24 protein-coding genes and 2 pseudogenes are annotated in these 24,114 nt (G+C 71.4%); 8 read left to right on the top strand and 18 right to left on the bottom strand.

Going from position 1 to position 24,114, the window contains the following annotated elements:
- Positions 1–408, top strand: a 408-nt coding sequence (locus tag AAW13_RS11245) for a Gfo/Idh/MocA family oxidoreductase (protein ID WP_338059042.1), incomplete at its 5' end; no start/stop codon positions are given.
- Between the two features lie 97 nt (positions 409–505).
- On the opposite strand, the gene AAW13_RS11250 is transcribed toward AAW13_RS11245, so the two are convergent.
- The 4 genes from AAW13_RS11250 to AAW13_RS11265 all read right to left on the bottom strand — a co-directional run bounded on the left by AAW13_RS11250 (position 506) and on the right by AAW13_RS11265 (position 5,034).
- The gene (locus AAW13_RS11250; protein WP_046728748.1) at positions 506–1,303 is read right to left on the bottom strand and encodes an ATP-binding cassette domain-containing protein; all 798 of its coding nucleotides are present in this window, start codon (positions 1,301–1,303) and stop codon (positions 506–508) included.
- A gap of 3 nt (positions 1,304–1,306) precedes the next feature.
- Complete coding sequence (locus tag AAW13_RS11255; RefSeq protein ID WP_206306192.1) at positions 1,307–2,371, bottom strand: ABC transporter permease; 1,065 nt, start codon at positions 2,369–2,371, stop codon at positions 1,307–1,309.
- Positions 2,372–2,469: 98 nt separating this feature from the next.
- Positions 2,470–3,555 (bottom strand): sugar ABC transporter substrate-binding protein, encoded by a 1,086-nt coding sequence (locus tag AAW13_RS11260; RefSeq protein WP_052768519.1) that lies wholly within the window; start codon positions 3,553–3,555, stop codon positions 2,470–2,472.
- Between the two features lie 444 nt (positions 3,556–3,999).
- Positions 4,000–5,034, bottom strand: a complete 1,035-nt coding sequence (locus AAW13_RS11265) for a LacI family DNA-binding transcriptional regulator (protein WP_046728747.1) — start codon at positions 5,032–5,034, stop codon at positions 4,000–4,002.
- Positions 5,035–5,216: 182 nt separating this feature from the next.
- On the opposite strand from AAW13_RS11265, the gene AAW13_RS11270 reads away from it, so the two are divergent.
- The 4 genes and pseudogenes from AAW13_RS11270 to AAW13_RS11285 all read left to right on the top strand — a co-directional run bounded on the left by AAW13_RS11270 (position 5,217) and on the right by AAW13_RS11285 (position 8,659).
- The gene (locus AAW13_RS11270; RefSeq protein WP_046728746.1) at positions 5,217–6,398 is read left to right on the top strand and encodes a Gfo/Idh/MocA family protein; all 1,182 of its coding nucleotides are present in this window, start codon (positions 5,217–5,219) and stop codon (positions 6,396–6,398) included.
- Positions 6,399–6,467: 69 nt separating this feature from the next.
- Complete coding sequence (locus AAW13_RS11275; RefSeq protein WP_046728745.1) at positions 6,468–7,481, top strand: sugar phosphate isomerase/epimerase family protein; 1,014 nt, start codon at positions 6,468–6,470, stop codon at positions 7,479–7,481.
- Positions 7,482–7,527: 46 nt separating this feature from the next.
- A pseudogene (locus AAW13_RS46685) lies at positions 7,528–7,602 on the top strand (hypothetical protein); the annotation flags it as partial.
- Positions 7,603–7,801: 199 nt separating this feature from the next.
- Positions 7,802–8,659, top strand: a complete 858-nt coding sequence (locus AAW13_RS11285; RefSeq protein WP_046728743.1) for a sugar phosphate isomerase/epimerase family protein — start codon at positions 7,802–7,804, stop codon at positions 8,657–8,659.
- A gap of 88 nt (positions 8,660–8,747) precedes the next feature.
- On the opposite strand, the pseudogene AAW13_RS11290 reads toward AAW13_RS11285, so the two are convergent.
- The 4 genes and pseudogenes from AAW13_RS11290 to AAW13_RS11305 form a co-directional block, all read right to left on the bottom strand.
- Positions 8,748–9,416, bottom strand: a pseudogene (locus AAW13_RS11290) (AMP-binding protein); the annotation flags it as partial.
- Between the two features lie 192 nt (positions 9,417–9,608).
- The gene (gene mhpA / locus AAW13_RS11295; RefSeq protein WP_046728742.1) at positions 9,609–11,216 is read right to left on the bottom strand and encodes a bifunctional 3-(3-hydroxy-phenyl)propionate/3-hydroxycinnamic acid hydroxylase MhpA; all 1,608 of its coding nucleotides are present in this window, start codon (positions 11,214–11,216) and stop codon (positions 9,609–9,611) included.
- A 19-nt stretch (positions 11,217–11,235) separates the two neighbouring features.
- Positions 11,236–12,174 (bottom strand): fumarylacetoacetate hydrolase family protein, encoded by a 939-nt coding sequence (locus AAW13_RS11300; RefSeq protein WP_046728741.1) that lies wholly within the window; start codon positions 12,172–12,174, stop codon positions 11,236–11,238.
- Between the two features lie 30 nt (positions 12,175–12,204).
- Entirely contained in the window at positions 12,205–13,359 is a 1,155-nt protein-coding gene (locus AAW13_RS11305; protein ID WP_046728740.1) for a VOC family protein, read from the bottom strand.
- Positions 13,360–13,493: 134 nt separating this feature from the next.
- Here AAW13_RS11305 and AAW13_RS11310 point away from each other — a divergent pair, with 134 nt between their 5' ends.
- A complete protein-coding gene (locus tag AAW13_RS11310; RefSeq protein ID WP_046728739.1) occupies positions 13,494–14,129 on the top strand; it encodes a TetR/AcrR family transcriptional regulator in 636 nt (211 codons plus the stop codon).
- Between the two features lie 42 nt (positions 14,130–14,171).
- Here the strand turns inward: AAW13_RS11310 and AAW13_RS11315 are convergent, their stop codons facing one another.
- Positions 14,172–14,786, bottom strand: coding sequence for a sigma-70 family RNA polymerase sigma factor (locus tag AAW13_RS11315; RefSeq protein ID WP_420855454.1), 615 nt, complete (start codon positions 14,784–14,786; stop codon positions 14,172–14,174).
- A 229-nt stretch (positions 14,787–15,015) separates the two neighbouring features.
- Positions 15,016–15,795 (bottom strand): hypothetical protein, encoded by a 780-nt coding sequence (locus tag AAW13_RS11320; RefSeq protein ID WP_046728737.1) that lies wholly within the window; start codon positions 15,793–15,795, stop codon positions 15,016–15,018.
- Between the two features lie 430 nt (positions 15,796–16,225).
- Between AAW13_RS11320 and AAW13_RS11325 the strand changes: the two genes are divergently transcribed.
- The gene (locus AAW13_RS11325) at positions 16,226–16,441 is read left to right on the top strand and encodes a heavy-metal-associated domain-containing protein (protein ID WP_046728736.1); all 216 of its coding nucleotides are present in this window, start codon (positions 16,226–16,228) and stop codon (positions 16,439–16,441) included.
- Positions 16,442–16,576: 135 nt separating this feature from the next.
- On the opposite strand, the gene AAW13_RS11330 is transcribed toward AAW13_RS11325, so the two are convergent.
- From AAW13_RS11330 to AAW13_RS11340, 3 genes are all read right to left on the bottom strand, one after another.
- Complete coding sequence (locus tag AAW13_RS11330; RefSeq protein WP_046728735.1) at positions 16,577–17,218, bottom strand: sigma-70 family RNA polymerase sigma factor; 642 nt, start codon at positions 17,216–17,218, stop codon at positions 16,577–16,579.
- Positions 17,219–17,404: 186 nt separating this feature from the next.
- Positions 17,405–18,088: a hypothetical protein gene (locus tag AAW13_RS11335; RefSeq protein ID WP_046728734.1), complete on the bottom strand. Its 684-nt coding sequence runs from the start codon at positions 18,086–18,088 to the stop codon at positions 17,405–17,407.
- 289 nt (positions 18,089–18,377) lie between these two features.
- A complete protein-coding gene (locus tag AAW13_RS11340; protein ID WP_046728733.1) occupies positions 18,378–18,890 on the bottom strand; it encodes an ATP-binding protein in 513 nt (170 codons plus the stop codon).
- 159 nt (positions 18,891–19,049) lie between these two features.
- On the opposite strand from AAW13_RS11340, the gene AAW13_RS11345 reads away from it, so the two are divergent.
- Complete coding sequence (locus AAW13_RS11345) at positions 19,050–19,427, top strand: STAS domain-containing protein (RefSeq protein WP_079178779.1); 378 nt, start codon at positions 19,050–19,052, stop codon at positions 19,425–19,427.
- Between the two features lie 204 nt (positions 19,428–19,631).
- Here AAW13_RS11345 and AAW13_RS11350 read toward each other — a convergent pair whose 3' ends face one another.
- The 5 genes from AAW13_RS11350 to AAW13_RS11370 all read right to left on the bottom strand — a co-directional run bounded on the left by AAW13_RS11350 (position 19,632) and on the right by AAW13_RS11370 (position 23,996).
- Positions 19,632–21,044 carry a sensor histidine kinase gene (locus tag AAW13_RS11350; protein ID WP_046728732.1) on the bottom strand — a complete coding sequence of 471 codons (1,413 nt, stop codon included), beginning with the start codon at positions 21,042–21,044 and terminating at the stop codon, positions 19,632–19,634.
- Positions 21,041–21,262 carry a hypothetical protein gene (locus AAW13_RS46360; protein ID WP_206306193.1) on the bottom strand — a complete coding sequence of 74 codons (222 nt, stop codon included), beginning with the start codon at positions 21,260–21,262 and terminating at the stop codon, positions 21,041–21,043. The genes AAW13_RS11350 and AAW13_RS46360 overlap by 4 nt, the downstream gene beginning before the upstream one ends.
- A 43-nt stretch (positions 21,263–21,305) precedes the next feature.
- Positions 21,306–22,091: an NADPH-dependent F420 reductase gene (locus AAW13_RS11360; RefSeq protein WP_338059043.1), complete on the bottom strand. Its 786-nt coding sequence runs from the start codon at positions 22,089–22,091 to the stop codon at positions 21,306–21,308.
- An 88-nt stretch (positions 22,092–22,179) separates the two neighbouring features.
- Positions 22,180–22,776, bottom strand: a complete 597-nt coding sequence (locus AAW13_RS11365; protein WP_046728729.1) for a TetR/AcrR family transcriptional regulator — start codon at positions 22,774–22,776, stop codon at positions 22,180–22,182.
- A gap of 341 nt (positions 22,777–23,117) precedes the next feature.
- Positions 23,118–23,996, bottom strand: coding sequence for an alpha/beta fold hydrolase (locus AAW13_RS11370; protein ID WP_046728728.1), 879 nt, complete (start codon positions 23,994–23,996; stop codon positions 23,118–23,120).
- Positions 23,997–24,114 lie beyond the last annotated feature (118 nt).

The raw sequence follows: 24,114 nt of genomic DNA on the forward strand, positions 1-24,114 counted from the left end.
CACCTGAAGGACCCGCAGATCATGCTCTTCGAGACCGCCAAGGGCGTCCGCATCGACCTGGAGGTCTTCGTCAACTGCCAGTACGGCTACGACATCCAGTGCGAGACCGTCGGCGAGGAGGGCCTGGTCCGGCTGCCCGACCCGGCCACCGCCGGGGTCCGAACCGCCGGCCAGCACAGCACCGCCGTCCTCACCGACTGGGTGGGCCGCTTCCGTGACGCCTTCGACACCGAGTTCCGCGAGTGGATCGCGAGCATCGCCACCGGCAGTGAGCCCACCGGTCCCTCCTCCTGGGACGGCTACGCCGCCACCGTCATCTCCAACGCGACCGTCGAGGCGCGCAGGTCGGGCGGCATCGTCAGCACGGACCTGAAGCCCCGGCCCGCGTTCTACGGCGGCACCGAGTGAGCACCGGCTCCGGCGCCCTGCCCGCCTGACACGGACGACACGACGCCGAACGCCGCGGTCGGCTCCGGCGCCGTGCCGCCGTGAGGCGCACGCGCACTCAGGCGTCGGCGTCCGCCTGGAGCTGGGCCAGTTCGGCCTCCAGGTGGGCCATGGCCTCGCCGCCCGCCATGAGGTCGGTGATCTCCTCACGGGTGCGTTCGCCCTTGCGGAAGTCGTCCGCCTTCTGGCCGCGGATGAGGACGGCGAAGTGGTCGCCGACCATCATGGCGTGGCGCACGTTGTGGGTGACGAGGATGACCGCGACGCCCTTGGCCCGCGCCTGCATCACGATCCGCAGGACGTGCGCGGCCTCCTTGACGCCGAGCGCGGCGGTCGGTTCGTCGAGGATGAGGACGTTGGCGCCGAAGTACACGGCCCGCGCGATGGCGAGCGCCTGGCGTTCACCGCCGGAGAGGCTGCCCACCAGGCGGTTGCCGTCGGTGACCCGGGTGATGCCCAGGGACTGCATCTCGCGGACGGCGACCTCACCGGCGAGTTTCTTGTCGAACAGCCTGAACGGGCCGAAGCCCTTGGTGGGTTCGGCGCCGACGAAGAAGCAGCGGCCCACGCCCATCAGCGGGAACGTACCGCCGAACTGGTGCACGGTCGCGATGCCCTGGGCGCCGGCGTCCCGCGGGCTGTCGAACTCCACCGGCGTGCCGTCGACCTCGATGGTGCCGGAGGTGGGCTTGTGGAACCCGGAGAGGATCTTGATGAGGGTGGACTTGCCGGCGCCGTTGTCGCCCAGCAGGCACAGCACCTTCCCGGCGGCGACCTTGAGGGAGATGTCCTGGAGCGCGTGGGTACCCAGGAACGACTTGTTGACGCCGGTCAGGCGCAGCAGAGGGGTGCTCATGGGTCATGCCTTCTTCGCGGTGCGGGGCTTGTAGGACAGGGCGAGGCGGCGGAACGTGTTGTTCATCAGGACCGCGGCCAGGATGAGGATGCCGAGGATCAGGCTGGCCCAGTCGGAGTTCCAGCCGGTGTAGTAGATGCCCTGGTTGACGATCGCGAACGTCAGGGTGCCCAGGACGACGCCGAACACGGAGCCGTAGCCACCCGTCAGCAGCACGCCCCCCACCACCACGGCGATGATGGAGTTGAAGACGAAGGACTGGCCGTTGGCGACCTGGGCGCCGTTGTAGAGGATCGTCTGGATCACGCCGACCAGCGCCGCTCCGAGACCGCTGGCCATGTAGAGCGCGATCTTCACCCGGTCGACGGGGATGCCGGTGGCGCGGGCGCTCTCCTTGTCGCCGCCGATGGCGAAGATCCAGTTCCCGTACTTCATCAGTTGCAGCAGCACCGTGACCACGGCGGCGATGCCCAGCCACCAGAAGACCGCCACCTCGAACTGGCCGGCGATCAGGGTGCCGAACAGCGCCTTGGAGAGCGGGTCGGGGCTGACCGGGACGCTGGTGGTGCCGGTCGTGACCCGGGACAGGCCCAGGGTCAGGCCCGCCATGCCGGAGAGTGTGGCCAGCGTGATGACCAGCGAGGGGACGTTGGTGCGGGTGACGAGTACGCCGTTGAGGAGACCGACCAGCAACCCCAGCCCGAGGGCGAGGAGGATGCCGACGATCATCGGGGCGCCCCAGTGCCCGGAGACGATCGCCAGCGTCATGGAGCTGCCCGCCAGCACCGAGCCGACGGACACGTCCAGCTCGCCGGCGATCATCAGCAGGCCGACCGGGATCGCGATGATGCCCAGCTCGGCGGCGATGTTCAGCCAACTCGCCGCGCCCGCGGGAGCCAGGAACTTGGTGCCGCCGAAGATCGCGAAGAAGACGAAGACCGTGAGGGTTCCGATGAGCGCGCCGGCCTCGGGACGGTGCCGCAACTGCCCCAGCACGCTCTCGGACTGCTTCGGTGGGGCGACGGCGGTCTCTTTCTCGGCCGTCGTGTCAGGAAGTGAGGTTGTCATCGGAGTGAAGTCACCTTTGGGAATCCGGTTGTGCCGCGAGCAGGTTCGGGGGGGGGAGGGGTGCCGGGCCCGGGGAGAGGCCCGGCACCGGTGGGTGGTCAGCGCACGCCGGCCTTGGTGCCCGCGATGGCCTTGTCGACGTTGTCCTTGGTGACCAGCAGCGGGCCGGTCAGGATCGGGTTCTGCGGCGGGAGCACGCCGTAGGAGAGGTACTGGTCGGCCATCGAGACGACGTAGAAGCCCTGGAGGTAGGGCTGTTGGTCGATGGCGAAGAGCTCGGTGCCGGCCTTGATGCGGTCGAGCTGGCTCTGTGAGAGGTCGAAGGTGCCGAGCTTGACCTTGCTGCCGACGCCCGCCTGCTTGATGGCCGCGGCCGCGCTGTCGGCGTCGCCGACGGCGATGGTCACCACGGCGTCGATGCTGCTGTCCTTGAGCAGCGCCGCCTTGATGGCCTGGGTGACGGCGGAGGGGTTGCCGAAGTTGGAGGAGGGCAGCGGGAGTTGCCTGGACGCGGAGCCCTTGCCTGCGGCACCGTCCTTGATGCCCTTGCAGCGGGCCTCCTGGTTGGCGGAGCCGGGCACGGTGTTGATGCAGAGGATGTTCTTGGCGCCCTGTTCGGCGAACTCGGCGCCGCCGGCCCTGCCCGCCTGGTAGTCGTCCGAGCCGATGTACTTCACGGCACCGACCTTGTCGGCGGCGGTGATGCCGCCGGAGTTGTAGATGAAGACCGTGATGCCCTTGGCGACGGCCTCCTTGATCGCGGAGTCCTGGTTCTCGGGCACCCAGTCCGGCACCAGGATCGCCGACGGGTTCTGCGAGACGGCCGTCCGGGTGAGCTTGGCGACGTCGGGGCCGAGGTTGTCGTAGTTGGCCGGGCCGAGGTAGGTGACCGAGCCGCCACCGGCCTTGACCAGCTTCGCCGCGTCCTCGACACCCCGCTTGACCGTGGAGAAGAAAGGATCGTCCGACTTGCCGCCGATGACGAAGATGGAGACCTTGCCGGTCTTCGCGGTGGTCTTACCGCCCCCGGCCGAGGCCGTCGCCGGGCTCATGTCGTCGCCGCCCGCCTTGCCGCTGGCGCACCCGGTCAGCGCGGTGGCCGCCAGGGCGAGCAGGCTCACCGCGGTCAGGCCGCTTCTGGAGAGACGGCGGCCGAAGGGCGGCCGGGTCTGCGTGCGTTCCATGTGCTGGGTGCTCCTTCGTGAGATGCCGGGCGGTGCGTGAGCGGGGCCGGGCAGTGCAGGGCTCGGGATGTGCGGGTGTGCGAAGCGGTTCGCACACGGGCCTGTGGAAAGGCCGGCACGTTCGCGGTGGCGGATGCTTCGCCCGGACGGGCCGCGGAGGTGTCGGCGATCAGCGGAACGGCTCGTCGCGGGTCTCCCGGCACCGGTCGCGGCGATACCGGACGCAAGGGCGAGTGAGAGTTCCGCGCTGTTTTAAATCGCTTTAAGGGGTGGCCAGAGCATGCTTGCGTTTCCGATACGTGTCAAGGCTCTGCCCGCGAATGCGCATACTCCCGTTATTCGCCCCGGCAAAAGCTGTATTGGCCATGCAATGACGGCCGACGCGGTCGCGTCCCGGGGCGCGCACGGCCGACTCCGGCGGTGCGGTGGGGTGGTGAAGCCGGATCAGCGCGGGGGTGCCGTCGTCCCGCGGACGACGAGGGAGGGGGCGAGGACGATCTCGCGGGAGGCGCTGCGGCCTCGGTCGAGGCGTTCCACCGCGGCCAGTACGGCCTGGCGGGCCTGCTCTTCGGCCTCCTGGCTGACGGTGGTCAGGTCGAAGCAGGTCAGCCGGGAGAGGGTGTCGTCGTCATAGCCCACGACGGAGACCTCGCCCGGAATGGCGACACCGGCCCCCCGCAGGGCCGTGAGCATGCCGATGGCACTGCGGTCGTTGAACGTGACGACGGCGGTGGGCAGATCGCCGCTGTCGAGCAGGTGCTTGCCGACCCGGTCACCGGCCTCCTCGGTGAGGTCGCCGTGCAGGATCCTGATCTGCGCGTCGAGGCCGTGGCCACGCATGGCGGCGCGGTAGCCGCGGCGCCGGTCGGTGGCGATGACGCCCTTGCCTCCGTCGACGTAGACGATCGCGCGGTGGCCGAGCCCCACCAGGTGGTCGACGATCTGGCCCACGCCGTCGTCGTCGGCGCTGCGTACGACGTCGAGACCGGCCCCGGACACCCGGCGGCCCAGCGAGATGACCGGCACCTGACGGCCGAGGTCGGCGAGGACGGCGGCGGGGGCCACCGGGCCGAGGAGGATCAGCGCCTCGCACCGGAAGGCCAGCAGGGTCTCGATGGCGGTGCTCTCGGTACGGGTCCGGGTGTGGGTGCTCAGGACGAGGTCGTAGCCGACCTCCTCGGCCGCCGTGTGCAGGTGCTCGACCAGTTCGGCCTGGAAGGCGCTGTGGACGTCGATCATGACGCCGAGCAGCCGGCTGCGCTTGCTGGCCAGGGCGCTGGCGGTGCGGTCCGGGCGGTAGCCGAGGTCGGCGGCCGCCTTCAGGACCCGCTGCCGGGTGCGCTCGCTGGGGCCCGGGACGCCTCGCAGCACGAGTGACACCGATGCCGTGGAGAGGCCGACCCGGGCGGCGACGTCCTCCAGCCGGGGACGCGAGGCGCCGAGGGCGCCCGTGGGGGCGTCCGAACCGGTCCCGTCCACGCGGCCTCCCGTCGATCTGCGGCGACACCCTTGACATCCGCCAGTGGCCCCGCAGATAGTACCAGCACTTAAAGCGCTTTAAACGAGCTTGGCCGGTGAGCACCGGGAGACAGCCCGACTTCCGTGCCGCCCGGCCCCTTCCCCCTAGTCACGGCGCAGCCCCGCGCCGGAGAGGACCCCTCATGAGCACACGACCGATCGGGGTGGCGGTCATCGGGGCCGGCATGGCGGGCCGCGCTCACCTCAACGGCTACCGGCAGGCGACGACGCTGTACGGCCCCGGCCTGCCCGAGGTCCGGCTGGTCGCCGTCGCCGACGCCCATGAGCCCTTCGCCCTGGACGCCGCGCGCCGTTACGGCTTCGAGCGGGCCGAGACGGACTGGCGGGCGGTCGTCGAGGCCGACGACATCCACGCGGTCAGCGTCGTGGTCGCCAACCACCTGCACCGGGAGATCGTCGAGGCGCTGCTGGCGGCCGGCAAGCACGTGCTGTGCGAGAAGCCGCTCGCGCCGAGCACGGCCGACGCCGAGGCCATGGTGAAGGCCGCCGAGGGCACCGGTCTGGTGGCCGCGACCGGCTTCACCTTCCGCCGCTCGCCCGCGGTCAACGCCGTACGGCAGCAGGTGCTGGAGGGCTCGCTCGGGCCGGTCCAGCACTTCAACGGACACTACTGGTGCGACTACGGGCACGATCCGGACGCCCCCATGAGCTGGCGCTACCGGGGCGGCCCGGGGTCCGGGGCACTGTCCGACATCGGCAGCCACCTCATCGACCTCGGCGAGTACGTCTGCGGTCCGGTGCGGAGCGTGCAGGGCGCCGTGCTCTCCACCCAGGTGCGAGAGCGGCCCGTACCGCTGGGCACGGCCGTCGGGCACTCGGCCGACGTGGCGGTGAGCCAGGAGCGCGAGCGGGTCGGGAACGACGACATCGCCACCTTCACCGCGACCTTCGCCTCCGGCGCCGTCGGGACCTTCTCGGTCTCGCGCATCGCCCGTGGCCTCGCCAACTCCCTGGGCTTCGAGGTGTTCACCGAGGGCGGTGCGGCCGCCTTCGAACTCTCGCGTGCCGCGGAGTTCACCATCGCCGACTCGGCGGCCGCCGGCCCGGTGGACGGCTACCGGCGTGTCGTGGTGGGCCCCGGCCACCCCTACATCGCGGGCGGTCTGCCCATGGACTTCCCGAGCGTCGGCCACGGCCAGCACGAGTTCTTCGTCTGGCAGGCCCGTGCCTTCCTGGAGCAGATCGCCGGCCTGGACCGCCTGCCCGCCTGCCCCACGCTCGCCGACGGCCTGCACAACCTGCGCGTCATCGACGCGGTCGTCGCCTCCGCGGACGCCGGCGGCACGGCCGTCACCGTCCCGTAGCCCCGGGCCGTTCGCCCCGCCCGCACCGCACCCCCGAGAAGCCCCCGAGAAGGACCGAGGAAACACACGATGAAGCTGGGCCTCTACAACGCGATCCTGCACGACCGGCCGCTGCCCGAAGCCGTCAAGGTCGTCGCCGATCTCGGCCTGACCGGCCTCGAGATCAACACCGGCGGCTTCCTCCCGCCGGTGCACGTGCCGACCTTCGACGACATCCTCGTCAGCGACACCGCCCGGGACGACTTCCTCGGCCTCTTCGAGGGCACCGGCGTGGCCATCGCCGGCCTCAACGCCAACGGCAACCCGCTGCACCCGAACCCGGTCATCGGAGCGAAGCACGCCGAGGACGTCCGCCGCTCCATCCGCCTGGCCGAACGCCTCGGCCAGCACCGCCTGGTGACCATGTCCGGCCTGCCCGGCGGTGAACCCGGCGCCACCCGCCCCAACTGGATCGTCAACGCCTGGAACTCCGCCGCCCTGGACGTGCTGGACCACCAGTGGAAGATCGCCGCGGACTTCTGGCGCGAGACCGACCGGCTCGCCCGTGACCACGACGTCAAGGTCGCCCTCGAACTCCACCCGCAGAATCTGGTCTTCAACTCCGCCGACGTGCACAAGCTGATCGAACTCACCGGTGCCACCCACGTGGGCGTCGAGCTGGACGCCTCGCACCTGTTCTGGCAGCAGATGGACCCGGTCGCCGTCGTCCGGCACCTCGGCGGACTCGTCTTCCACGCCGCCGCCAAGGACGTCCGGATCAACCCCGAGCACGCCGCCCTCCACGGCGTCCTCGACAACAGCTTCCGCCGCCTCTCCCCCGACGAGCCGCGCACCAACCTCGGCGGCGACGAGTGGGCCAACGAGTGGCCGAAGAACTCCGCATGGGACTTCGTCGCCCTCGGCAAGGGGCACGACGTGGCCTACTGGACGGAGTTCCTGCGCGCCCTGCACGAGGTCGACCCCGACATGCTGGTCAACATCGAGCACGAGGACACCGAACTGGACCGCGTCGAAGGCGTCGCCGTCGCCGCCGGCGTCCTCAAGGCCGCCGACGCGGCACTGCGGGAGTCCCTGCGGTCGTGATCACCTGGGCAGGCCATCCGTACGGGGCCAGGTCGTCCTGGTCACGGTGGCGGGCACCGGCACCGGCATCGGCCGGGCGATCGCCCGCGCGTTCCTGGAACAGGGAGCGAGCGTCGCGGTGCTCGGCCGCAGTCCCGAACCGCCGCGGGAGACCACGGCCGGCTTCGGTTCGTGCGGAGCCTCGCCCTCGGCCTGGGCGCTGTTCCTCGCGAGCCCTGACGCCGGATACGTCACGGGAGCCGTGCTCCCTGTCGACGGCGGCACCGGCGCCTCCAGCGGCACTCCCCGACCCCTGCGACACGAAGGAGCACCGAACCACCATGAAGATCGCCCTCGACCCCTACATGATTCGCCACGTCCCGCTGCTCGAACTGCCGGCCGTGGTGGCCGAGCTCGGCTACGAGTGGATCGAGCTGTCACCGCGCGAGGACTTCATCCCCTTCTTCCGTCACCCGCGCGTCGACGACGGCACGGTCGCGAAGTTCCGCAAGTCCCTGGAGGCCGCGGGGGTCGGCGTCTCGTCCGTGCTGCCGCTGTTCCGCTGGTCCGGCCCGGACGAGGACGCCCGCCAGGCCGCCGTACGGTACTGGAAGCGGTCCATCGAGATCGCCGCGGACCTCGGGGTCACCAGCATGATCTCCGAGTTCAACGGACGCCCGGAGGACCCCGACCGCAGCGAGGCGCAGTTCTGGAAGTCGATGGACGAACTGCTGCCGCTGTTCGAGCGTGAGGGCATCAAGCTCGCCCTGGAGCCGCACCCCGACGACTTCATCGAGAACGGCTACGACGCGGTCAACCTGATCCGCGGAGTCAACCACCCCAACGTGAGCTTCCTCTACTGCGCCCCGCACACCTTCCACATCGGCGACGACGCCCCCGGCATCATCGAGTACGCGGGCGATCTCCTCACCCACGTCCACCTGGCCGACGCCCTCGACCACACCGCGTCCTCCGGAAACCGGTACATCCTCAACCCGCCCGGCACCGCCGCCCGCGTCCACCAGCACCTCGACATGGGCGAGGGCGAGGTCGACTTCGACGAGCTCTTCCGCGAACTGCGGGGGAACGGCTTCGACGGCACCCTCACCGCCTGCGTCTTCGCCTGGGAGGAGAAGGCCAGGGAGTCCTCCCTGTTCATGCGGGAGAAGATCGACGAGTACCTGGCCGCCTGGCAGTGACCCCCGCGACAGACGCGCCGGAGGTCCAGGCCCGTTCCTCGGGGGTGCCGTAGGTGCGGTCGTCACGCCGACCGGCTCCGGCGTTCGGCACGCCGGGACGTGAGGCGAAGCAGGTCTCGCGGTAGCGGGTGCCGTCGGGGTCGTTCCAGAAGGCCAGCGGCATCGACGGCATGGGCCGGGTGATCACCAGCTCACCGACCTGATCCACCACCGGCATACCCTGGGCGTCGTGCGCGGCCAGCGCCACGCCCAGCTGCGGGGGCGACAACTCTCCAGCCCACACCGGGGTGTTGGGCGCGCTGCCCGCGAATCCGGAGACCACGTCCGTGCCGCCGCTGACGGAGACCGGCAGCGCGGAGCCGGTGCAGCCGACCACGCGGATCGCCGACAGGTCGTGCACGGACGGGTCGATACCGGACTTGGCCATGCCCAGCAGGTGCTGGGGGCTGGTGTCGAAGACGGTGACCCGGTGCCGGGCGGCCAGCTCCCACAGCACGTCGGGCTTGGCCACGGGGGCCGGGCTGCCGTCGTACGTGCAGGTCGTGGCACCCGTCAGGAGGGTGGAGACGACGAGGTTCCACATCATCCAGTGGGTGGTGGTGTACCAAAGGAGACGGTCGCCGGGACCGAGGTCCGAGTGCAGGCCGAGGGTCTTCAGGTGCTCCACCAGCACACCGCCGTGCCCGTGCACGATGCCCTTGGGCGGTCCGGTGGTGCCGGAGGAGAAGACGACCCACAGCGGATGGTCGAACGGCACGGCGGGTTCGAGCTGGCCGAAGCGGTCGGCGGCCGCCCGCGGTCATCGACTTCAAGGTCCCCGACGAGCGCGACAACGCCTCGACCACCAAGGTCGAGGTCAGGTGCAGAGCGGCGTAGTCGGTGCCGCCCTTCCCGGCCCGGCGGGCGAAGTCCATGATGCGGCTGTCGGAGACGGCCCGCGGATCGGGCGTCATGAAGGGGTCCGGATACGGCCTGGTCGTCGTGCGGCGCTCCTCAGCAGGGTCTGCCCGGCGGTCCGTGGGGAAGGGCGGGGGTTGCGCGTGGTGTGCAGGAGGGGCGCCCAGGCCTCGGTGCCCGTGAAGGCAAGGCCGCCGGCCGGGACGACGTCCAGGACGACACGGTCGGGGCGCAGCAGGACCGCGTCCGCCCGGCCGGCGCGCAGCCAGGCGGCCAGGGTGCCGTCGTCGCCGAGGCCGGCCACGGGGACGGCTCGGATGCCGAGCCCGCGGGCGAGGGCGGCCAGTGAGGGCGAGGGCTCGGCCTTGGTCAGGACCGTGAAGGAGTCGCCGAGCAGTTCGTCGAGACGGGTGCGCCGTCCGTCGGACCTCACCCAGGGCTGTGGACACATCGTGCCCGCCAGGCTCCGCCGGACGCCGCGCCGCACGAGCGGTCCGGCGGTCAGGGGCCGGCTGAGGCCGCGGCCGGCCAGTTCGGTCAGGCCGGGTACGCGGCACATCGCGGCCAGCGCCCGGCGGCGGGTCGCGGCGGCGCCGTCCTGGCCGCCGGTCATGGCCCATCCCATGAGGACCGCGAGCCGGACCACATGCCGGGCGTGCGGCCTCCGTTCGCTCTCATAGGTGTCCAACAGCCTTTCATCCGCGCCCTGTCGGAGCACGCGGGCGAGCTTCCAGGTGAGGTTGTGCGCGTCCCGCAGTCCCGAGCACAGCCCCTGTCCGACGAACGGCGGGGTGAGGTGCGCGGCGTCCCCGAGCAGGAACACCCGTCCGCTGCGCCAGCGGTCGGCGACGCGTGCCCGGAAGGTGTACCGCGTCTCGCGGACGACCTCGAAGTCCCCGTCGTACGAGAGAGGCAGCCACGGGGCGATGAGCTCGCGGACCGTCTCCTGCCCTTTCGGGAGCCGGAACTCCCAGCGGTAGCGGGTCTCGTTGACCCGCATGAAGGTCCCCGGCCGCTCCGGGTCGCAGACCTGGTCGACGCCCTCCCAGCAGCGGACGGGGCCCGTCGTCTCGGCGTCCACGACGGTCCAGCGTTCCTCGAAGCGCAGGTCCTCCCAGACGCCGCCGACCGCCTCGCGGGTGAGGCTGTTGGCGCCGTCGCAGCCGAGGACCGCCTCCGCCCACACCTCGTGATCGCCGGTGTCGTCGCGGTAGGTCACCCGGACGGGCCCCGCGGTGTCCGGGCCGACGCCGGTGACCTCCACGCCACCACGCAGTTCGCACTCCGGGCGCAGGGACAGGGCATCGCGCAGCACGCCTTCCAGCTCGGGCTGGTCGAACATGCTGGACTGGGGATAGCCGTGACGGCCCTGCCGGGAGCGCCGGAACTCGGCCATCACCCGGTGCCGGGCATCCAGCAGCCGCAGCCCCGCGGCCGGACGGGAGATCGCGGTGAACTCCTCGCCGACGCCCGCGGCCTGGAGGATCCGGTGGATCTCGTCGTCGTTGGCGACGGCACGCGGCAGCGGGTAGACGTCCCGGTGGCGTTCGAGGACCACGCTGCGGACCCCGTGCCGGGCGAGCAGAAGGGCGGCGGTCACGCCCACCGGGCCGGCCCCGACGATCACGACGGGCACACGTGCGGCTTCGTCGACGGTCATGTGCGGCTCACCTCGGGTGTCAGTTCGCGGCCGTGACGGGCGTACGCTGCTCGCCGAGGTCGATCCGGCCGTCCGGGGTCGCGATCGTCGCCGTGATCACGTCCCCGGTGCGCAGGTAGTGCGGGTTTTTCGCCTGGCTCTTGAAGAACGCCTTCCACTTCACCGCGGGCGGCAGCAGCGCGCCGATCTTCTCGACGGCCTTCGGCGGGGCCTTCAGCGCCGTACCGCCCGGGGTACCGGTGAGCAGCAGATCGCCGGGGTCGAGGGTCTGGAAGCGGGCCAGCAGGGTCAGCGCCCGCGCCGGGCGGACGATCATGTCGGCCAGGGTGCGGTCCTGCCGCAGCTCACCGTTGACGCTGAGCTTCAGCCGCAGGTCGAGGAGACGGGCGAAGTCCTCCGGCTCCAGAAGCGTGAGGTACGGACCGGTCGGCGTGAACGTGGGGTACGACTTGCTCTCGTAGAACTGCGTCCTGGTCAGCTGGACCTCGCGTGCGCTGACGTCGTTGGTGATGACGAGCCCGGCGACGTACGCGGGCAGGTCCCGGTCCTCGACGACGGTGCCGACGGGAAGGGGCGCGGCCATGACGAGGCCGAGTTCGATCTCGTAGTCGAGGAATCTGACGTGCGCCGGGCGGACGACGGCCTCGCCCGGACCGCTGACCGAACCGGACGCCTTGCGGAAGAAGGCAGGCGGGATGTCGCCGGTGAAGCCCGAATCGCGGGCGTGGCTGCGGTAGTTGACCATCTGGGCGACGACGCGGCACGGGGTGGTGACGGGTGAGAGGGCCACCAGGTCGGCGACGGGCGTACCCGCCTCACCCGAACGTGCCGTTTCTCGCACGGCATCACGGTCGGCGAGGAGTTCGGCGGTGGTGACGGCCTTGGTGTCGACAGGGACGGCCCGGTCGTCGCGGAGGACCCACCAGCCGTCGGCGGTGCGCAGGACATTGGTACTCATGGCATTGCCTTCGTGAGGGAGTGCGGGGGTTCAGGAGTTGGCGGCTCTGAGGAGGCCGAGCAGGCGCGCGGGATCCAGCTCGTTGTCGCCGCGCAGTGCCTCGATGACATCGCGGACGCGCCGGGGTGACGGGCTCGCGCCGAGGAAGTCGCGGGTGGCGGGCGGCCCCCACTGGGCCAGGCCGCTGGTCGACATCGGCGCCCAGCCTGGTTCGAGGTCGCAGGAGAACAGGTCGCCGTCGGCGAAGTGCTCCAGCATGAAGTGGTCGGGGTCGCGCCAGTAGTCGAACAGCTGGCTGCCCTGGATGTGTCGGCCGATGCCCCAACTCCGCTTGTGACCACGCTCTTTGAGGTATTCGCCGCCGGCCGCGATCGAGTCCAGGTCGGTCACCTGGTAGGCGGAGTGGACATAGCCGGTGCCCGGTCCGAGGTGCATGGCGAGGGTGTGGTGGTCGGCGGGCACGCTGCCGAGGTCACAGCGGATGAACGCCATCGTCGGGCCCCGGTCGCGTTGCCCGTCCAGGAAGAGGAAGTCGGACACGATCATGCCGAGCGTGTCCAGGTACCAGTCCAGCGCCCGGCCGAACACCCGCGTCTCCAGGACGACATGCCCCAGGCGCTGGATCCGGGACGGTTCACGGGGCGGGCGCTGCGTGGCGTTCGTACGGGGGTGCTCGGTGCCGAAGTTGAGCAGCGGCGGGTGCTGTCCGGGAAGTGCCGGCAGGCGCTCGCCGCAGTGCACCACACGCACGGGGAAGCCCGAGGGGTCGAGCAGGTCGACCGCCCTCCCGCCGCCCGGCACGGCGGCGCCGTCGACGTCTCGCACGGCGGAGCCGGTGGCACGCGCCAGGCGGTCCAGGTCGGCGCGCTCGGCGGCGCGGAAGGCCGGGCCGATGAACCGTGAGGTGCGGCCCCGCCGGATCACCATGCACGGCGAGCCCGCGAAGGTGCCGCGCAGCCACAGCTCCCGCTCCGTACGGGCGGCGACCTGGAAGCCGAAGTCACGGGCGAAGACCTCGGCCCGGTCCAGATCAGGCTTCTCGAACTCCAGCCAGGCCAGGTCGGCGACCTTGATCACCGGGTTCCGGGACCGGCCGGGGTGTTCGCCCCGCAGGGCGCCCTGCTCACTGTGCAGGTCCTGGTGGGCCGTCCTGGCGTCGGCCCCGTGGACACGGGTTTCAGACATGGTGCCCTCCGAGCGGCATTGCCGTGATGAGGAAATCATCAAGTTTGACGGTCTCGTCGTCAAGGCGTTCGCCGCGACAAATGATGAATTCATCAGGACTGCGACCCTGATCGTCACGCGGTTAGACTCAGCGCATGCCTACGTCAGCCCCGCCCAGCAACCGGTTCGAGCGGCGCCGCGCCGAGACCCGCCGCGCGCTCATCCGTGCGGCGCGGCAGATACTCGCCGAGACCGGGGACACCAGCGCCAGCATCCAGGCGATCGCCGAACGCGCGGACGTCGGCTTCGGCTCCTTCTACAACCACTTCGAGTCGAAGGCGGAGCTGTTCGACTCGGCCGTGGTGGACGCCCTGGAGGAGTTCGGCCAGAACTCCGACGAACGTCTCGCGGGAATCGACGACCCTGCGGAACTGGTCGCGGCGGGGTTCCGGCTGAGCGCCCGCATGGCGGACTCCCACCCGGAGCTGATGCAGGTCCTGCGCCGTCGCGGCCTCGGCCACGTCCACTCGGAGAACGGCCTGGCCCGGCGGGCCCTGCGTGACCTCGAGGTCGGCATGGCCTCCGGCCGCTTCACCACCGTGGACCCCACGGTCGCGCTCTCCGCGTTGGGCGGAACCCTGCTGTCCCTGGTGGAGCTGCGGTTCGCCCGCCCCGACCTGGACGGCGACGAGGCCGCGGTGAACCTCGCCGAAATGGTCCTGCGCATGCTGGGCGTGCCGCCGGACGAGGCCCACGAGGTCGCCCGGCGCCCCCTTCCCGACCTCGCCTGACCACTCAGGCCACTGCCCGTCGCAGAGCACCGACCGGTCGCGTCAGGCCGCCGAGGCGGCCGGTGCCTCGGCCGCCAGGAGTTGCCGCTCCAGAGCCGCACGGGCGCGCGACACCCGGGAGCGGACGGTGCCGACGGGGCAGCCGGTGAAGCCGGCCGCCTCCTCGTAGGACAGGCCGACCACCTGGGTGAGGACGAACGCCTCACGGCGTTCGCCGGGCAGCGCGGCCAGCAGGTCGAGCAGGGCCACGCCTTCGTCGAAGCCCGGCAGTTCGCGAGGCTGGGTGCGCTCGACCGCCGTCTGCCAGTCCGGGGTGTCGGCGAGCCGTGGCCGGGCGGCCGCGTACCGGAAACTGTCGGCCACCGCGCGACGGGCGATGGCCAGCAGCCAGGTACGGGCAGAGGCCCGGCCCTCGAAGCGGTGCAGGCTGCCGAACGCCCGCGCGAAGGTGTCCTGGGTGAGGTCGTGGGCGGTCTGCGGATCGCCGCTGAGGTGGACGACGTAGCACAGCACGTCGTTGTGGAGCGCGCGGACGAAGTGCTCGGCCGCGCGGTGGTCGCCGCCACGGGCGGCCAGCGCCCAGGCGGTCGCCGCCGCGTCCGCCGAGGCGCGTGTCATCCGGGTCGTCCGGGGAGCGGGCAGGACGGAAACAGTCACGTGAGGTCCCTCTCGGGTCGTCCGGGGCCGGCCGCTGAAGGCGGCGGCGCACCGGGACTTGGGGTGCGGCCGTACGCGGTGGGTACGGCGATGCCCGGGGCCCGTCAGGAGGTGAAGGCGCACGGCGGCACGCGGACGTGCCGGGACGAAACGCCACGACGAGAAGGAACCGCGCGCGAACGCGGCAGGACGGAATGCCAGACGTGCGGCCCCGGTGGTTCCGGCTGTCTCAGGCGACAGCGGCACCCGTGGGCGGGGCCCGGGAGGTGAGGGAGCAGCACAGGAGAAGCCGTGCCGGAGTCGGCACGTCGGTGGCGCGGCGCCTGCCCGCGAGCGGGCGTGGGAGCGGCGCGGGCCCGGCCAGCAACATCCGCAGCGGTGCCACCAGCCGGGTGGCGGCGGCCCGCAGGACGCCGAAGAACGCACGCTCGCCGTACGCGAGCCAGAGTCCGCAGAGGACTGCGGCCAGGAGGTGCGCGGCGAACATGCCGTACGAGACGCTCCCGCCCATACCGGCCATACCAGCCATACCGTGCACGTGCTGAACACCGGTCATCGCATGCGCCATGGAGCCCATGTCCATCAGGTCCATGTACAGGGAGCCCATGTGCGCGAAGCCCATGTGCGCGGAATCCATGTGCGCGGAGCCCATGTGCGCGGAGCCCATGTGCGCGGAGCCCATGTCCATGCCGCTCATGTCCACGGGGCCCGCGGCGCGAGCCGCGGCGTCCGGTCCCGGAGTCGCCGCGGTGGTGAGCGCCTGCGCCAGGGAGAACGTCTCGTGGAGCACCACCTGTGCCGCCGTCACGACCGTGACGATCAGCGTGCGTCCGCGCTCACGGCCGGCCAGCAGCCAACCGGCCGTACCGGTCCCCGCCGCTCCGGCGGCCATGGCCCACCAGGGCACGGGGGTACCCGACATGATCACGTGGCCGAGGGCGGCGAGCAGCACGCAGACGGCGGCGAACACACCCGCTCGCAGCGCACGGCCCCACCCTCGGACAGTCATAGCCCGCCCATCCTCGCACCCGGCGACCGCTCGTCGTCAGGGGGTACGTGCGGGCACCCACCCTGCGACTCACCGGCGACTCGGTGACGCACATCACACACCACCGCCGGGAACTCGGCGGCCGGTCGGCACGACCACTGGAGCGGGAAGCTCTCAGGACGCACCGCCACCGCAAGCACCTTCCCCCCGCCCGCTGCGCGCCGGAACTCACGACCCTCCTGGTCGCATCGAACCGTCGTAAGCGGCACGGTGGTCGAAGCCGTACCGCTCCAGTAGTCGGCCCGGTGGAACGTCGAGTTCCCGCGACTCCGGAACTTCCGGCTCCGTCCAACCGACTGTTGTGGAGACGGGAGCGGACCCGACACCCGCCTCCGTAGGCCCGTAGGCCCGTAGGCCCACCAAAGCCCCACCGATATCGAGGAGTTGCGCCATGGCACAGAAGCGGTACAACGTCACCGGCATGAGCTGCGAGCACTGCGCGGCGAGCATCAGGGAAGGGGTGTCCGAGGTCGCCGGGGTGAGCGAGGTCGTGGTCGACGTCGCCGCCAAGTCCGTCACCGTGCACGGAACGGACCTCGACGACAGCCGGATCCGCGCCGCGATCGTCGAGGCGGGGTACGGCGTCACCGACACGGTCGCCGCCTGAGCACCTGAGCACCTGAGCACCCGAATCCCGAGGACCCGCACGCGCACGGCGAAGGCCGGCAAGGACACGGCAGCCCGTTCTGCCCGGCCTTCGCCGTCGACCGCACCCGTGGGCCTCGGCGCACCTCACGCGCCCTCAGACCGCCGGCGCCGCAGCCCTCTCCGGCGTCTCCGTCGCCTCCGCCGACTCCGCCGCCTCCAACAGCTCGATCAGGGCCGCGCGGGCACGGGCGACCCGGGAACGGACCGTGCCGATCGCGCAGTCGCCGACCTCGGCGACCTCCTCGTAGGGCAGGCCGAGCAGTTGGGTGAGGATGAACGCCTCGCGGCGTTCGCCCGGCAGCGCGTCCAGGAGATCGAGCAGTGCGATGCCGTCGTCGAAGCCCGGCAGATCACACGGTTGCGTGAGCTCGACGGCCAGTTGCCAGTCGGGGACGTCGCTCAGGCGCGGCCGGGCCGCGGCGTACCGGTAGCTGTCGATCACCGCACGGCGGGCGATGGACAGCAGCCATGATCGGGCCGAGGAACGCCCCTCGAACAGGTGCAGGCTGCCGAGCGCCCGCAGGAAGGTGTCCTGTGCCAGGTCGTCCACGGCCTGGGGGTCGCCGCACAACTGGGCGACGTAGCGCCGGACGTCCCGTTGCAGGGCGCCGACGAACTGCGCGACCGCCTCGGCGTCACCGCGTCGGGCGGCCAGCGCCCACGCGGTGATCGATGCGTCGAGTGCAGCCGTCCGGCCGTTGTCGGCACGTACGGCGGGCAGGGCAGAGGTGATCACCTGATGTCCTTCTCGGTTCGACCGTGATCCGGACCAGGGCACGCGAAGGCACGGAGGGGTCCGGTGAAGTGGGGGACGGCCTGCGTCTCGGTGGCGCCGCGCGGTTGCGGAGCTGCGGCGCCCTGTGGTCGTACGGCCGTGGCCCGAGCCACCACGACACGGGCGGCCTCGGGAAACCAGCTGTCCTCAGACGACAGCGGCCCGCACCGGCGGGCCCCGGGAAGTGATCGCGTCAACGAGAAGAAGCAGATACGGCGTCCGGTCCGCATCGCGCCGCCGCGGGCGGTCGAGCGGGCGGTACGCGGCGCCCGGCCGGGCGAGCAGCAGCCGCAGCGGCGCGGTCAGCCATCCGGCCACGGCCCGCGTGATGCGGAAGGCGGCCCGCTCGCCGTACGCCAGCCACATACCGCACAGCAGGGCCGCCACCAGGTGAACGGCCAGCATGCCGTACGAAGGGGAGGTGCCGGCCAGCGAGTGCCCCATACGGTCCATGTGCCCCATACGGTCCATGTCCCGCATGTGATCCATGGCGGCCACGCCCGCGGCGTCGCCACGCATCAGGCCCATGCGCAAGGAAGCCGCAGTGCCGGAAGCCGCGGTGTCGGAAGCCGCGGCCATCGGCCGCGCGAAGGAGAACCCTTCGTGCAGCACTGCCTGCACGGCCACAACGGCCACCACGATCGGCAGCGGCCCCCGCTCACGCCCCGTCAGCCACCAGCCGACGGCCCCGGTCACGGCGGCCCCGGCAGCCAGCGCCCGGGCGGGCACCTCGCTGCCGGACATCATCACGTGGCCCAGGGCAGCGAGCATCACGCACACGGCCGCGAACACCGCGGCCCGTAACGCGCGAGAGGACCACCCTGCTGTCATGGCGCCACATCCTGGCACCCGGGTATCGGCCGGCAGGGCTGACGCACGGAACCCACAGGTGTTTCCACCCGATCCACAGCAGAACCCGACCTTGGCGGAGGGAGAAGGCCTCCTGGGGGTGGGTCAGCCGCTGTCTCCCAGCCGCGCCGTCCACTTCCGCTCCACCTCGGCCGACTTCCGGTAAGCCACCGCCAAGCCACCGTCAAGCCACCGCCAGGCCACTGCCAGGCCACCGCGGCGGCCCACACCACCACGAACAGTCCGACGGTCACGTAGCCGACGCGGGGAGCTAGGTGAGCGATTCCGGGCCGGTCGGCCGCGTTTCCTCGACTCGGTCGCGCGTGACGGCCGGGCCGGCGGGGTCGGCGAGGGCGACGCGGGCCGTGATGCGCTTGCCGACCGGCTCACGCCGCGCCTCGACGCCCTGCGCGACGGCCGTCACGATCTCCAGACCGTGCTGCCCGACACGGCCGGCGTCCGAGGCCCGGGCCACCGGCAGCACCGGATCGGAGTCCCACACCACGATCTCCACCACTTCGCCCGTGATCCGCAGTTCCATCAGCAGGGGCCCGGGCGCGTACTTACGAGCATTGGTGACCAGTTCGCTCACCACCAACTGGGTGAGCTCCACGGCACGCCGCGAGACCGGCACGCCGTGGCCGCTCCGGGCGGCGGTGAGGAAATCGGTGGCCAGGTGACGGGCCTCCGCGATGCAGGCACCGTCCCCTTCCAGTGCCACCGCGGTGTGGAGAACACGGACGTCCGGCGCGGCGTCGTCCTCCCCCGCCGGGCCCGGTTGCATCACAGCCGCCATTCAATCCCCATTCACGACGCCCGGCGCATACCCCCGCAGCAGGATTGCATGCCATGCACATGCTGTTGGCTGAGCCATACGAAGATCTTGCCGATACCGTGCCCATGGCGCTGCGTACGAGGGTGTGCATATGCCAGGATCACCGGTATGGCTGAGGCAGACATCGCGGACACCGGACCCAACGAGCGGCCAGAACCGCTGTCGGTCGTGTCCACCGATGTCGACGGCATCCGCGTGGTGACCCTCTCAGGGGAGATCGACCACGACACCGGTGACACGCTCCGCCGAGCCCTGGAAACCTCCGGCGTTCCCCGCCCTCGCACCGTGGTCGACCTGCACCAGGTCACCTTCATGGACTCCAGCGGCATCAACATCTTCATCGCCGCCCACCGCGCCCTCAGCGAGGCCGGCGGCTGGTTGCGCCTGGCCGCCGTCAACGAGTCCGTGATGCGCACCCTGAGCATCGTCGGCCTCGACGTCATCGTCGACTGCCGCGACACCGTCGACCAGGCCCTCGGCGACTGACGCCTCCGGCGACCACCGCGCCGTTCCGATCTGCGTGCCGGGACCGCCGGCCACGACGTTCACCCTCGCGGCGAGCTGGGACTTACCGCCTGGGCATACCGCCCCGGCCACCCCGGGGCGTACGCATGAAAGCGCGGGTCAGGAACCCTTGGCCACCGGTTCGAGGATCGCCACGCACTCCACGTGGTGTGTGGGCGCCCGTGTTCAGGTCAGGGCCCTGCCGCGGTTTCCGGTGCCGGTCGGGGTGTCCCGGTCCCGTCGGCCGCGGGGTCGTACGGGCTCGAGCCGGACGGTGGCGTCCAGGCCCGTGCCGGGTCCCGGTGCCGGACGCAGGGTGATGTCGCCGCCGGAGGCGTGGACGAGGTGGCGGACGATGGGCAGCCCGAGGCCGGTGCCGTCGTGGTGGGAGGTCGAGGCGCGCCAGAAGCGGTCGAAGGCGCGGGCCCGGTCCGCCGCGGTCATGCCGGGCCCCTGGTCTACGACGTGCAGTTCGGCGCCGGGTACGCGGTGCAGGGTGAGGGTGGTGCCGGGCGGGGAGACGCGCAGGGCGTTGGCGACCAGGTTGTCGATGATCTGTTCCAGGGCCCCGGGGATCGCCCAGACCCGGCCGGCGGGGCGGCCGGTGACGGCCAGGGCGACGTACTGCTCGACCGCCAGCGGCTCCCACATCGCGACCCGGTCGGCGATGACCGTGTCCAGGTCGACGGGTTCGGGGGTGGTGGCGCTGTTCTCCAGCCGGGCCAGGGCGAGCAGGCCCTGCACCATACGGGCGAGGCGCTCCACCTCTCCGACGGCCTCGTCCAGGCTGCCGTGGGCGCGCGCGTCGAGGTGGGGCTCGAAGTTCTCCAGGCGCAGGCGCAGCGCGGTCAGCGGGGTCTTCAGCTGGTGGGAGGCTTCGGAGGCGAACGCCTGCTGGGCCTTGAGGAGGTGTTGCAGCCGGGTCGCCGTGCGGGTGAAGGAGGCGGCGAGGCGGCGGAGTTCGGGCGGGCCGGTGGTGGCGTCCGGCGGCTGGTCCAGGCGGCCTTCGGCGAGTTGGGCGGTGGCCGCCTCCAGGGTGCGCAGCGGGCGGGTGATCCAGCGGGCGAGCGTGAAGGCGACCAGGGCGACGGCCGCCAGGACGCAGGCGCCGGCCAGGGCGAGCGCACCCCAGATGCGGTGCACGCGGGCGTTGACCTCGGCCATGGGGTAGGTCAGCCGCAACGCGCCCCGGACCGTCGTACCGGAGGCGCCCGGCATGGTGGCCGACAGCGCCTCGCCCCCGGTGGTCACGGTGGGCCGGTTACGCAGGGCGCGGGCGATGTCCGGCTCGGCGGCCAGGCTGATGCCGGTACGACCGCCGAGGCCGGAGTCGGCGAGGACGATACCCCGCCTGTCGGTGACGACGACCCGGCCGCCGGTGCGGGTGGCGTAGTCGCCGACGACGTCGGGCAGGGCGTCCAGCTCGCCCTTCTCTATGTTCTCCTCGGTGACTTCGGCGAGCATCGAGGCGTCGCGTTCGACGCTCTGCGAGGCACGGGAGGTCTCGCCTCGGGCGTAGATCCAGCCGAGCGGGATCTCCAGGCCGGCCAGGACGAGGAGGGCGAGCCCCAGGTAACTGAAGAGCAGGCGGCGGGTCACTCGTGCGCTTCAGCGGCCGGGGCGGTGAGCCGGAAACCGACTCCGCGCATGATGACCGCCCAAGGCCCCCGGAGCCTTCCCGCCGAGGCGCCGTCCGTGGTGTCGTGCGGGCGCCTGCCGTCCAGGGCGGTGACCACGGCGACCGGGGAGGCGGTGGCGGCCATGGCGTAGCGGAATACAGGCCGGGCGGAGGTGTCGGACATCGGGGTGGCAGTCATGACCCGGGCAGGGACCTCTGCCGCGGGCCGACGACAGGCGCGGTCACCTGTGGGCGGCGCGGTTCATCTCGACGATGTCCTCCAGGGTGGGATCGGCACCGAGGGCGGCGAAGCGCTCCGCCATGCTCTCCCGGACGGCCGCGTCCTTGACACGGTCGGCCGCGGCCAGGGCCGCCGGCAACTCGTCCAGGGTCAGCTCGGTGCAGTAGGCCGGGCCCATCGGCTGCTGACGCCAGGAGTCGGCCAGTGCTCCCGCGTCGCAGGGGTCGAAACCGGTGTCGTCCACCAAGCGCATGGCCACCCGCTTCGCTTCCTCGGCATCGCCGGCCACCGGGATGGCGATGCGGCCTGGAGTGCCCGCCGGGACACCCTTCGTTCGCTGGGTTTCGGCGAGGGCCGCGTTCCATGCCTTGATCACGGGGCGTCCGAGGAGTTCGGAGGTGTACACGCTCTCGATGGCGCCGGCCTCCACCGCCTCGACCCGTCCGCTGAGGTGCGGGTAGTAGTTGGAGGTGTCGATGACCACCGTCCCGGCGGGGACGGAGGCGAACAGATCGGTCAGCTGTGCCGCCGCCCCGAAGGGGATGGCCAGAATGACGGCGTCCCTGTCCTTGACGGCTTCGTCGAGAGTCACGGCACGGGCGCCGGTCTCCAGTACGCCGGGTGCGACGGCCTCGGGCCCGCGGGCGTCGGCCACCTGGACGTCGTGACCGGCTGCACCGAGCTTGCGCGCGAGGTTGCCACCGATCGCTCCTGCGCCGATAACAGAGATTTTCATGATTTGTCCTTCCGGGAGACGCACCGCTCCGGGGCGGTGCGATGTGAGCACGTCGGAACTGTGGATGGTGGAATGGAGGCGCGCGGGACCGCCCGAAGTCCAGAGACCCCCGGACGCTCCGGGGAACGCCCGGCAGGGCTTACGCCTCGGTGTTCCGCTTGCGGTAGCCGGCGGCGACGAGCGCGCGAACGCGGTCCAGCGACTCCTCCTCCGCGGCGCCGGCGCCCTTGAGCCAGGCGACGGAGATGGCCGCGAGGAACAGGTCGTACCCCTTCACCGACTCGCGCACGTATCCCGTTCGCTGAGCGGCCCGCACGTACTCCTCGGTGGCGGTGATGACGGTGTCACAGGGGAGTGTGAGCGGGTTGTCCGGATCCTGTGCCCTGGCCGCTGCCATGAGCGGCTCCGGCAGTCCGCTGAACGCGCTGAAGTACTCCTCCAGCGCGCGCAGCCACTGCTCCAGCGCCTTGTCGGCGTCGCCGAGGCGCGCGATCTCTTCCTGGCGCGCCACCAGTTCTTCGGAGCGTGTCTGAAGCACGGCCGCGAGCAGCGCTTCCCTGGTGGGGAAGTGCCGGTACAGGGTGCCGGGCCCGACGCCCGCCTCCTTGGCCACCGCCTCCAGGGACGTGCCGACCCCGTACGTCAGGAAGTGCCGCTGCGCCGCTTCCAGGAGGGCGACACGGTTGCGCTGGACATCCGCACGGGGCCTGCGCCCCTGCTGTCCCCTGGCATCCATGCGTTCTCCCGACTCACGCCATCCTGCGCTTCCGATAAAACGGAGGCTACCTCCGCAGTGGTTTCACAGTAAAGCGGAGGCAGCATCCGGTCAAGCGGGTGTGTCGAGGCCGCGGTCCCATGAGGGTCCGCTTGCCGTACGGCAGCCGGCTCGGCAGCACCGGCCGCGGCCCCGCGCCGCCGGGGCGGTGGACATCCGCGCGCGGCACCGCGCCGTCACGCATGCACGCATTCACGCATTCACGCATTCACGCATTCACGCATTCACGCATTCACGCCGGAACGTCGACCTCGATCTGGTTCTGCGCCATGCGCCGCTCCTCAGGTCAGTGGGCGCGCGCGTCAGGCCACCGCGTTCAGCAGGTCGGCCAGCACGTCGGGCCGCTCCAGGGCGATGAAGTGGCCTGCCTCGGGGACCTGTGCGAAGTCGGCGGCCGGAAGCAGTTGCCTGTTGGCTTCCCGGTCCGACGGGCGGGACCAGTCCTTCTCGCCGTAGACGAGGTGGATGGGCGCCTTGATCTCGGGGTAGTGCGAGCGGGCCGCGATGAGGCTGGGCAGGGCCTGGTACACGGCCCGGGCGACGGCCGGGTAGCCGGGGCGGCCGCCCACCCGGAGGAGTTCGTCCACGTAGTCCTCGCGCAGTGCGCTCTTGTCGCCGAGGCCGCCCTGAAGGATCTTGCGAAGTGCGGACCTGGGTTCCACCCCGGCGATCACCGGGCCCACCACCGGAGCGAGGACACCGCCGACCACCGCGCGGGCGAGGATGCCGGACCGGGCGATTCCGTCGCGGAAGTCGTAGGCGTTGACCGCGACGACGCGGCGTACCCGCTCCGGCAGCTCGGCCGCGGCGGTCAGGGCGAGCACCGCACCCATGGACTCGCCGACCAACGTCACGTCGTGCAGGTCGAGTTCGGTCAGCAGTCGCTCGACGCCCGCACGCATCGCGGGCTCGTCGTACGACGCCCCGGGCACGATCTCGGAGTAGCCCATCCCCGGCAGGTCGAGGGCGTACACGGTGTATCGCTGCGCGATCAGCGGGACGAGGAGGCGGAAGTGCTCGGCCTGGGTGCGCACGGTGTGCAGCAGGACGAGGGGGGCGCCGGTGCCGGCCTTGAGGTAGCGCAGGGTTCCCTCACGGCGGTCGAGGCCTGCACGCGGGGCGATGGTGTGGCTGGTGGTCCCCGGAATGTGAATGGTGGGACGTGACTCCTGGCTGGGCATCTCGCCGGCTCCTCGGGTGTGAAGGGGTTACCTAACGGTCGTGACCCTCTCCGGAGAATCGGAAACCGATCGGTTTCCATCAAGGTAAACCGATCGGTTTTTCAGCGCAAGTCCCGCC

Source organism: Streptomyces humi (assembly GCF_001005085.2).
GTDB classification, from domain to species: domain Bacteria; phylum Actinomycetota; class Actinomycetes; order Streptomycetales; family Streptomycetaceae; genus Streptomyces; species Streptomyces humi.

Bases quoted from the DNA above. Each gene is read 5' to 3' on its own strand.
- AAW13_RS11305 (WP_046728740.1), bottom strand. From the start codon at position 13,359: ATGTCTGAAACCCGTGTCCACGGGGCCGACGCCAGGACGGCCCACCAG.
- AAW13_RS11345 (WP_079178779.1), top strand. From the start codon at position 19,050: ATGGCTGAGGCAGACATCGCGGACACCGGACCCAACGAGCGGCCAGAA.
- AAW13_RS11340 (WP_046728733.1), bottom strand. From the start codon at position 18,890: ATGCAACCGGGCCCGGCGGGGGAGGACGACGCCGCGCCGGACGTCCGT.
- mhpA (WP_046728742.1), bottom strand. From the start codon at position 11,216: ATGACCGTCGACGAAGCCGCACGTGTGCCCGTCGTGATCGTCGGGGCC.
- AAW13_RS11275 (WP_046728745.1), top strand. From the start codon at position 6,468: ATGAAGCTGGGCCTCTACAACGCGATCCTGCACGACCGGCCGCTGCCC.
- AAW13_RS11285 (WP_046728743.1), top strand. From the start codon at position 7,802: ATGAAGATCGCCCTCGACCCCTACATGATTCGCCACGTCCCGCTGCTC.
- AAW13_RS11260 (WP_052768519.1), bottom strand. From the start codon at position 3,555: ATGGAACGCACGCAGACCCGGCCGCCCTTCGGCCGCCGTCTCTCCAGA.
- AAW13_RS11250 (WP_046728748.1), bottom strand. From the start codon at position 1,303: ATGAGCACCCCTCTGCTGCGCCTGACCGGCGTCAACAAGTCGTTCCTG.
- AAW13_RS11325 (WP_046728736.1), top strand. From the start codon at position 16,226: ATGGCACAGAAGCGGTACAACGTCACCGGCATGAGCTGCGAGCACTGC.
- AAW13_RS11300 (WP_046728741.1), bottom strand. From the start codon at position 12,174: ATGAGTACCAATGTCCTGCGCACCGCCGACGGCTGGTGGGTCCTCCGC.
- AAW13_RS11270 (WP_046728746.1), top strand. From the start codon at position 5,217: ATGAGCACACGACCGATCGGGGTGGCGGTCATCGGGGCCGGCATGGCG.
- AAW13_RS46360 (WP_206306193.1), bottom strand. From the start codon at position 21,262: ATGACTGCCACCCCGATGTCCGACACCTCCGCCCGGCCTGTATTCCGC.
- AAW13_RS11335 (WP_046728734.1), bottom strand. From the start codon at position 18,088: ATGACAGCAGGGTGGTCCTCTCGCGCGTTACGGGCCGCGGTGTTCGCG.
- AAW13_RS11255 (WP_206306192.1), bottom strand. From the start codon at position 2,371: ATGACAACCTCACTTCCTGACACGACGGCCGAGAAAGAGACCGCCGTC.
- AAW13_RS11370 (WP_046728728.1), bottom strand. From the start codon at position 23,996: ATGCCCAGCCAGGAGTCACGTCCCACCATTCACATTCCGGGGACCACC.
- AAW13_RS11310 (WP_046728739.1), top strand. From the start codon at position 13,494: ATGCCTACGTCAGCCCCGCCCAGCAACCGGTTCGAGCGGCGCCGCGCC.
- AAW13_RS11320 (WP_046728737.1), bottom strand. From the start codon at position 15,795: ATGACTGTCCGAGGGTGGGGCCGTGCGCTGCGAGCGGGTGTGTTCGCC.
- AAW13_RS11365 (WP_046728729.1), bottom strand. From the start codon at position 22,776: ATGGATGCCAGGGGACAGCAGGGGCGCAGGCCCCGTGCGGATGTCCAG.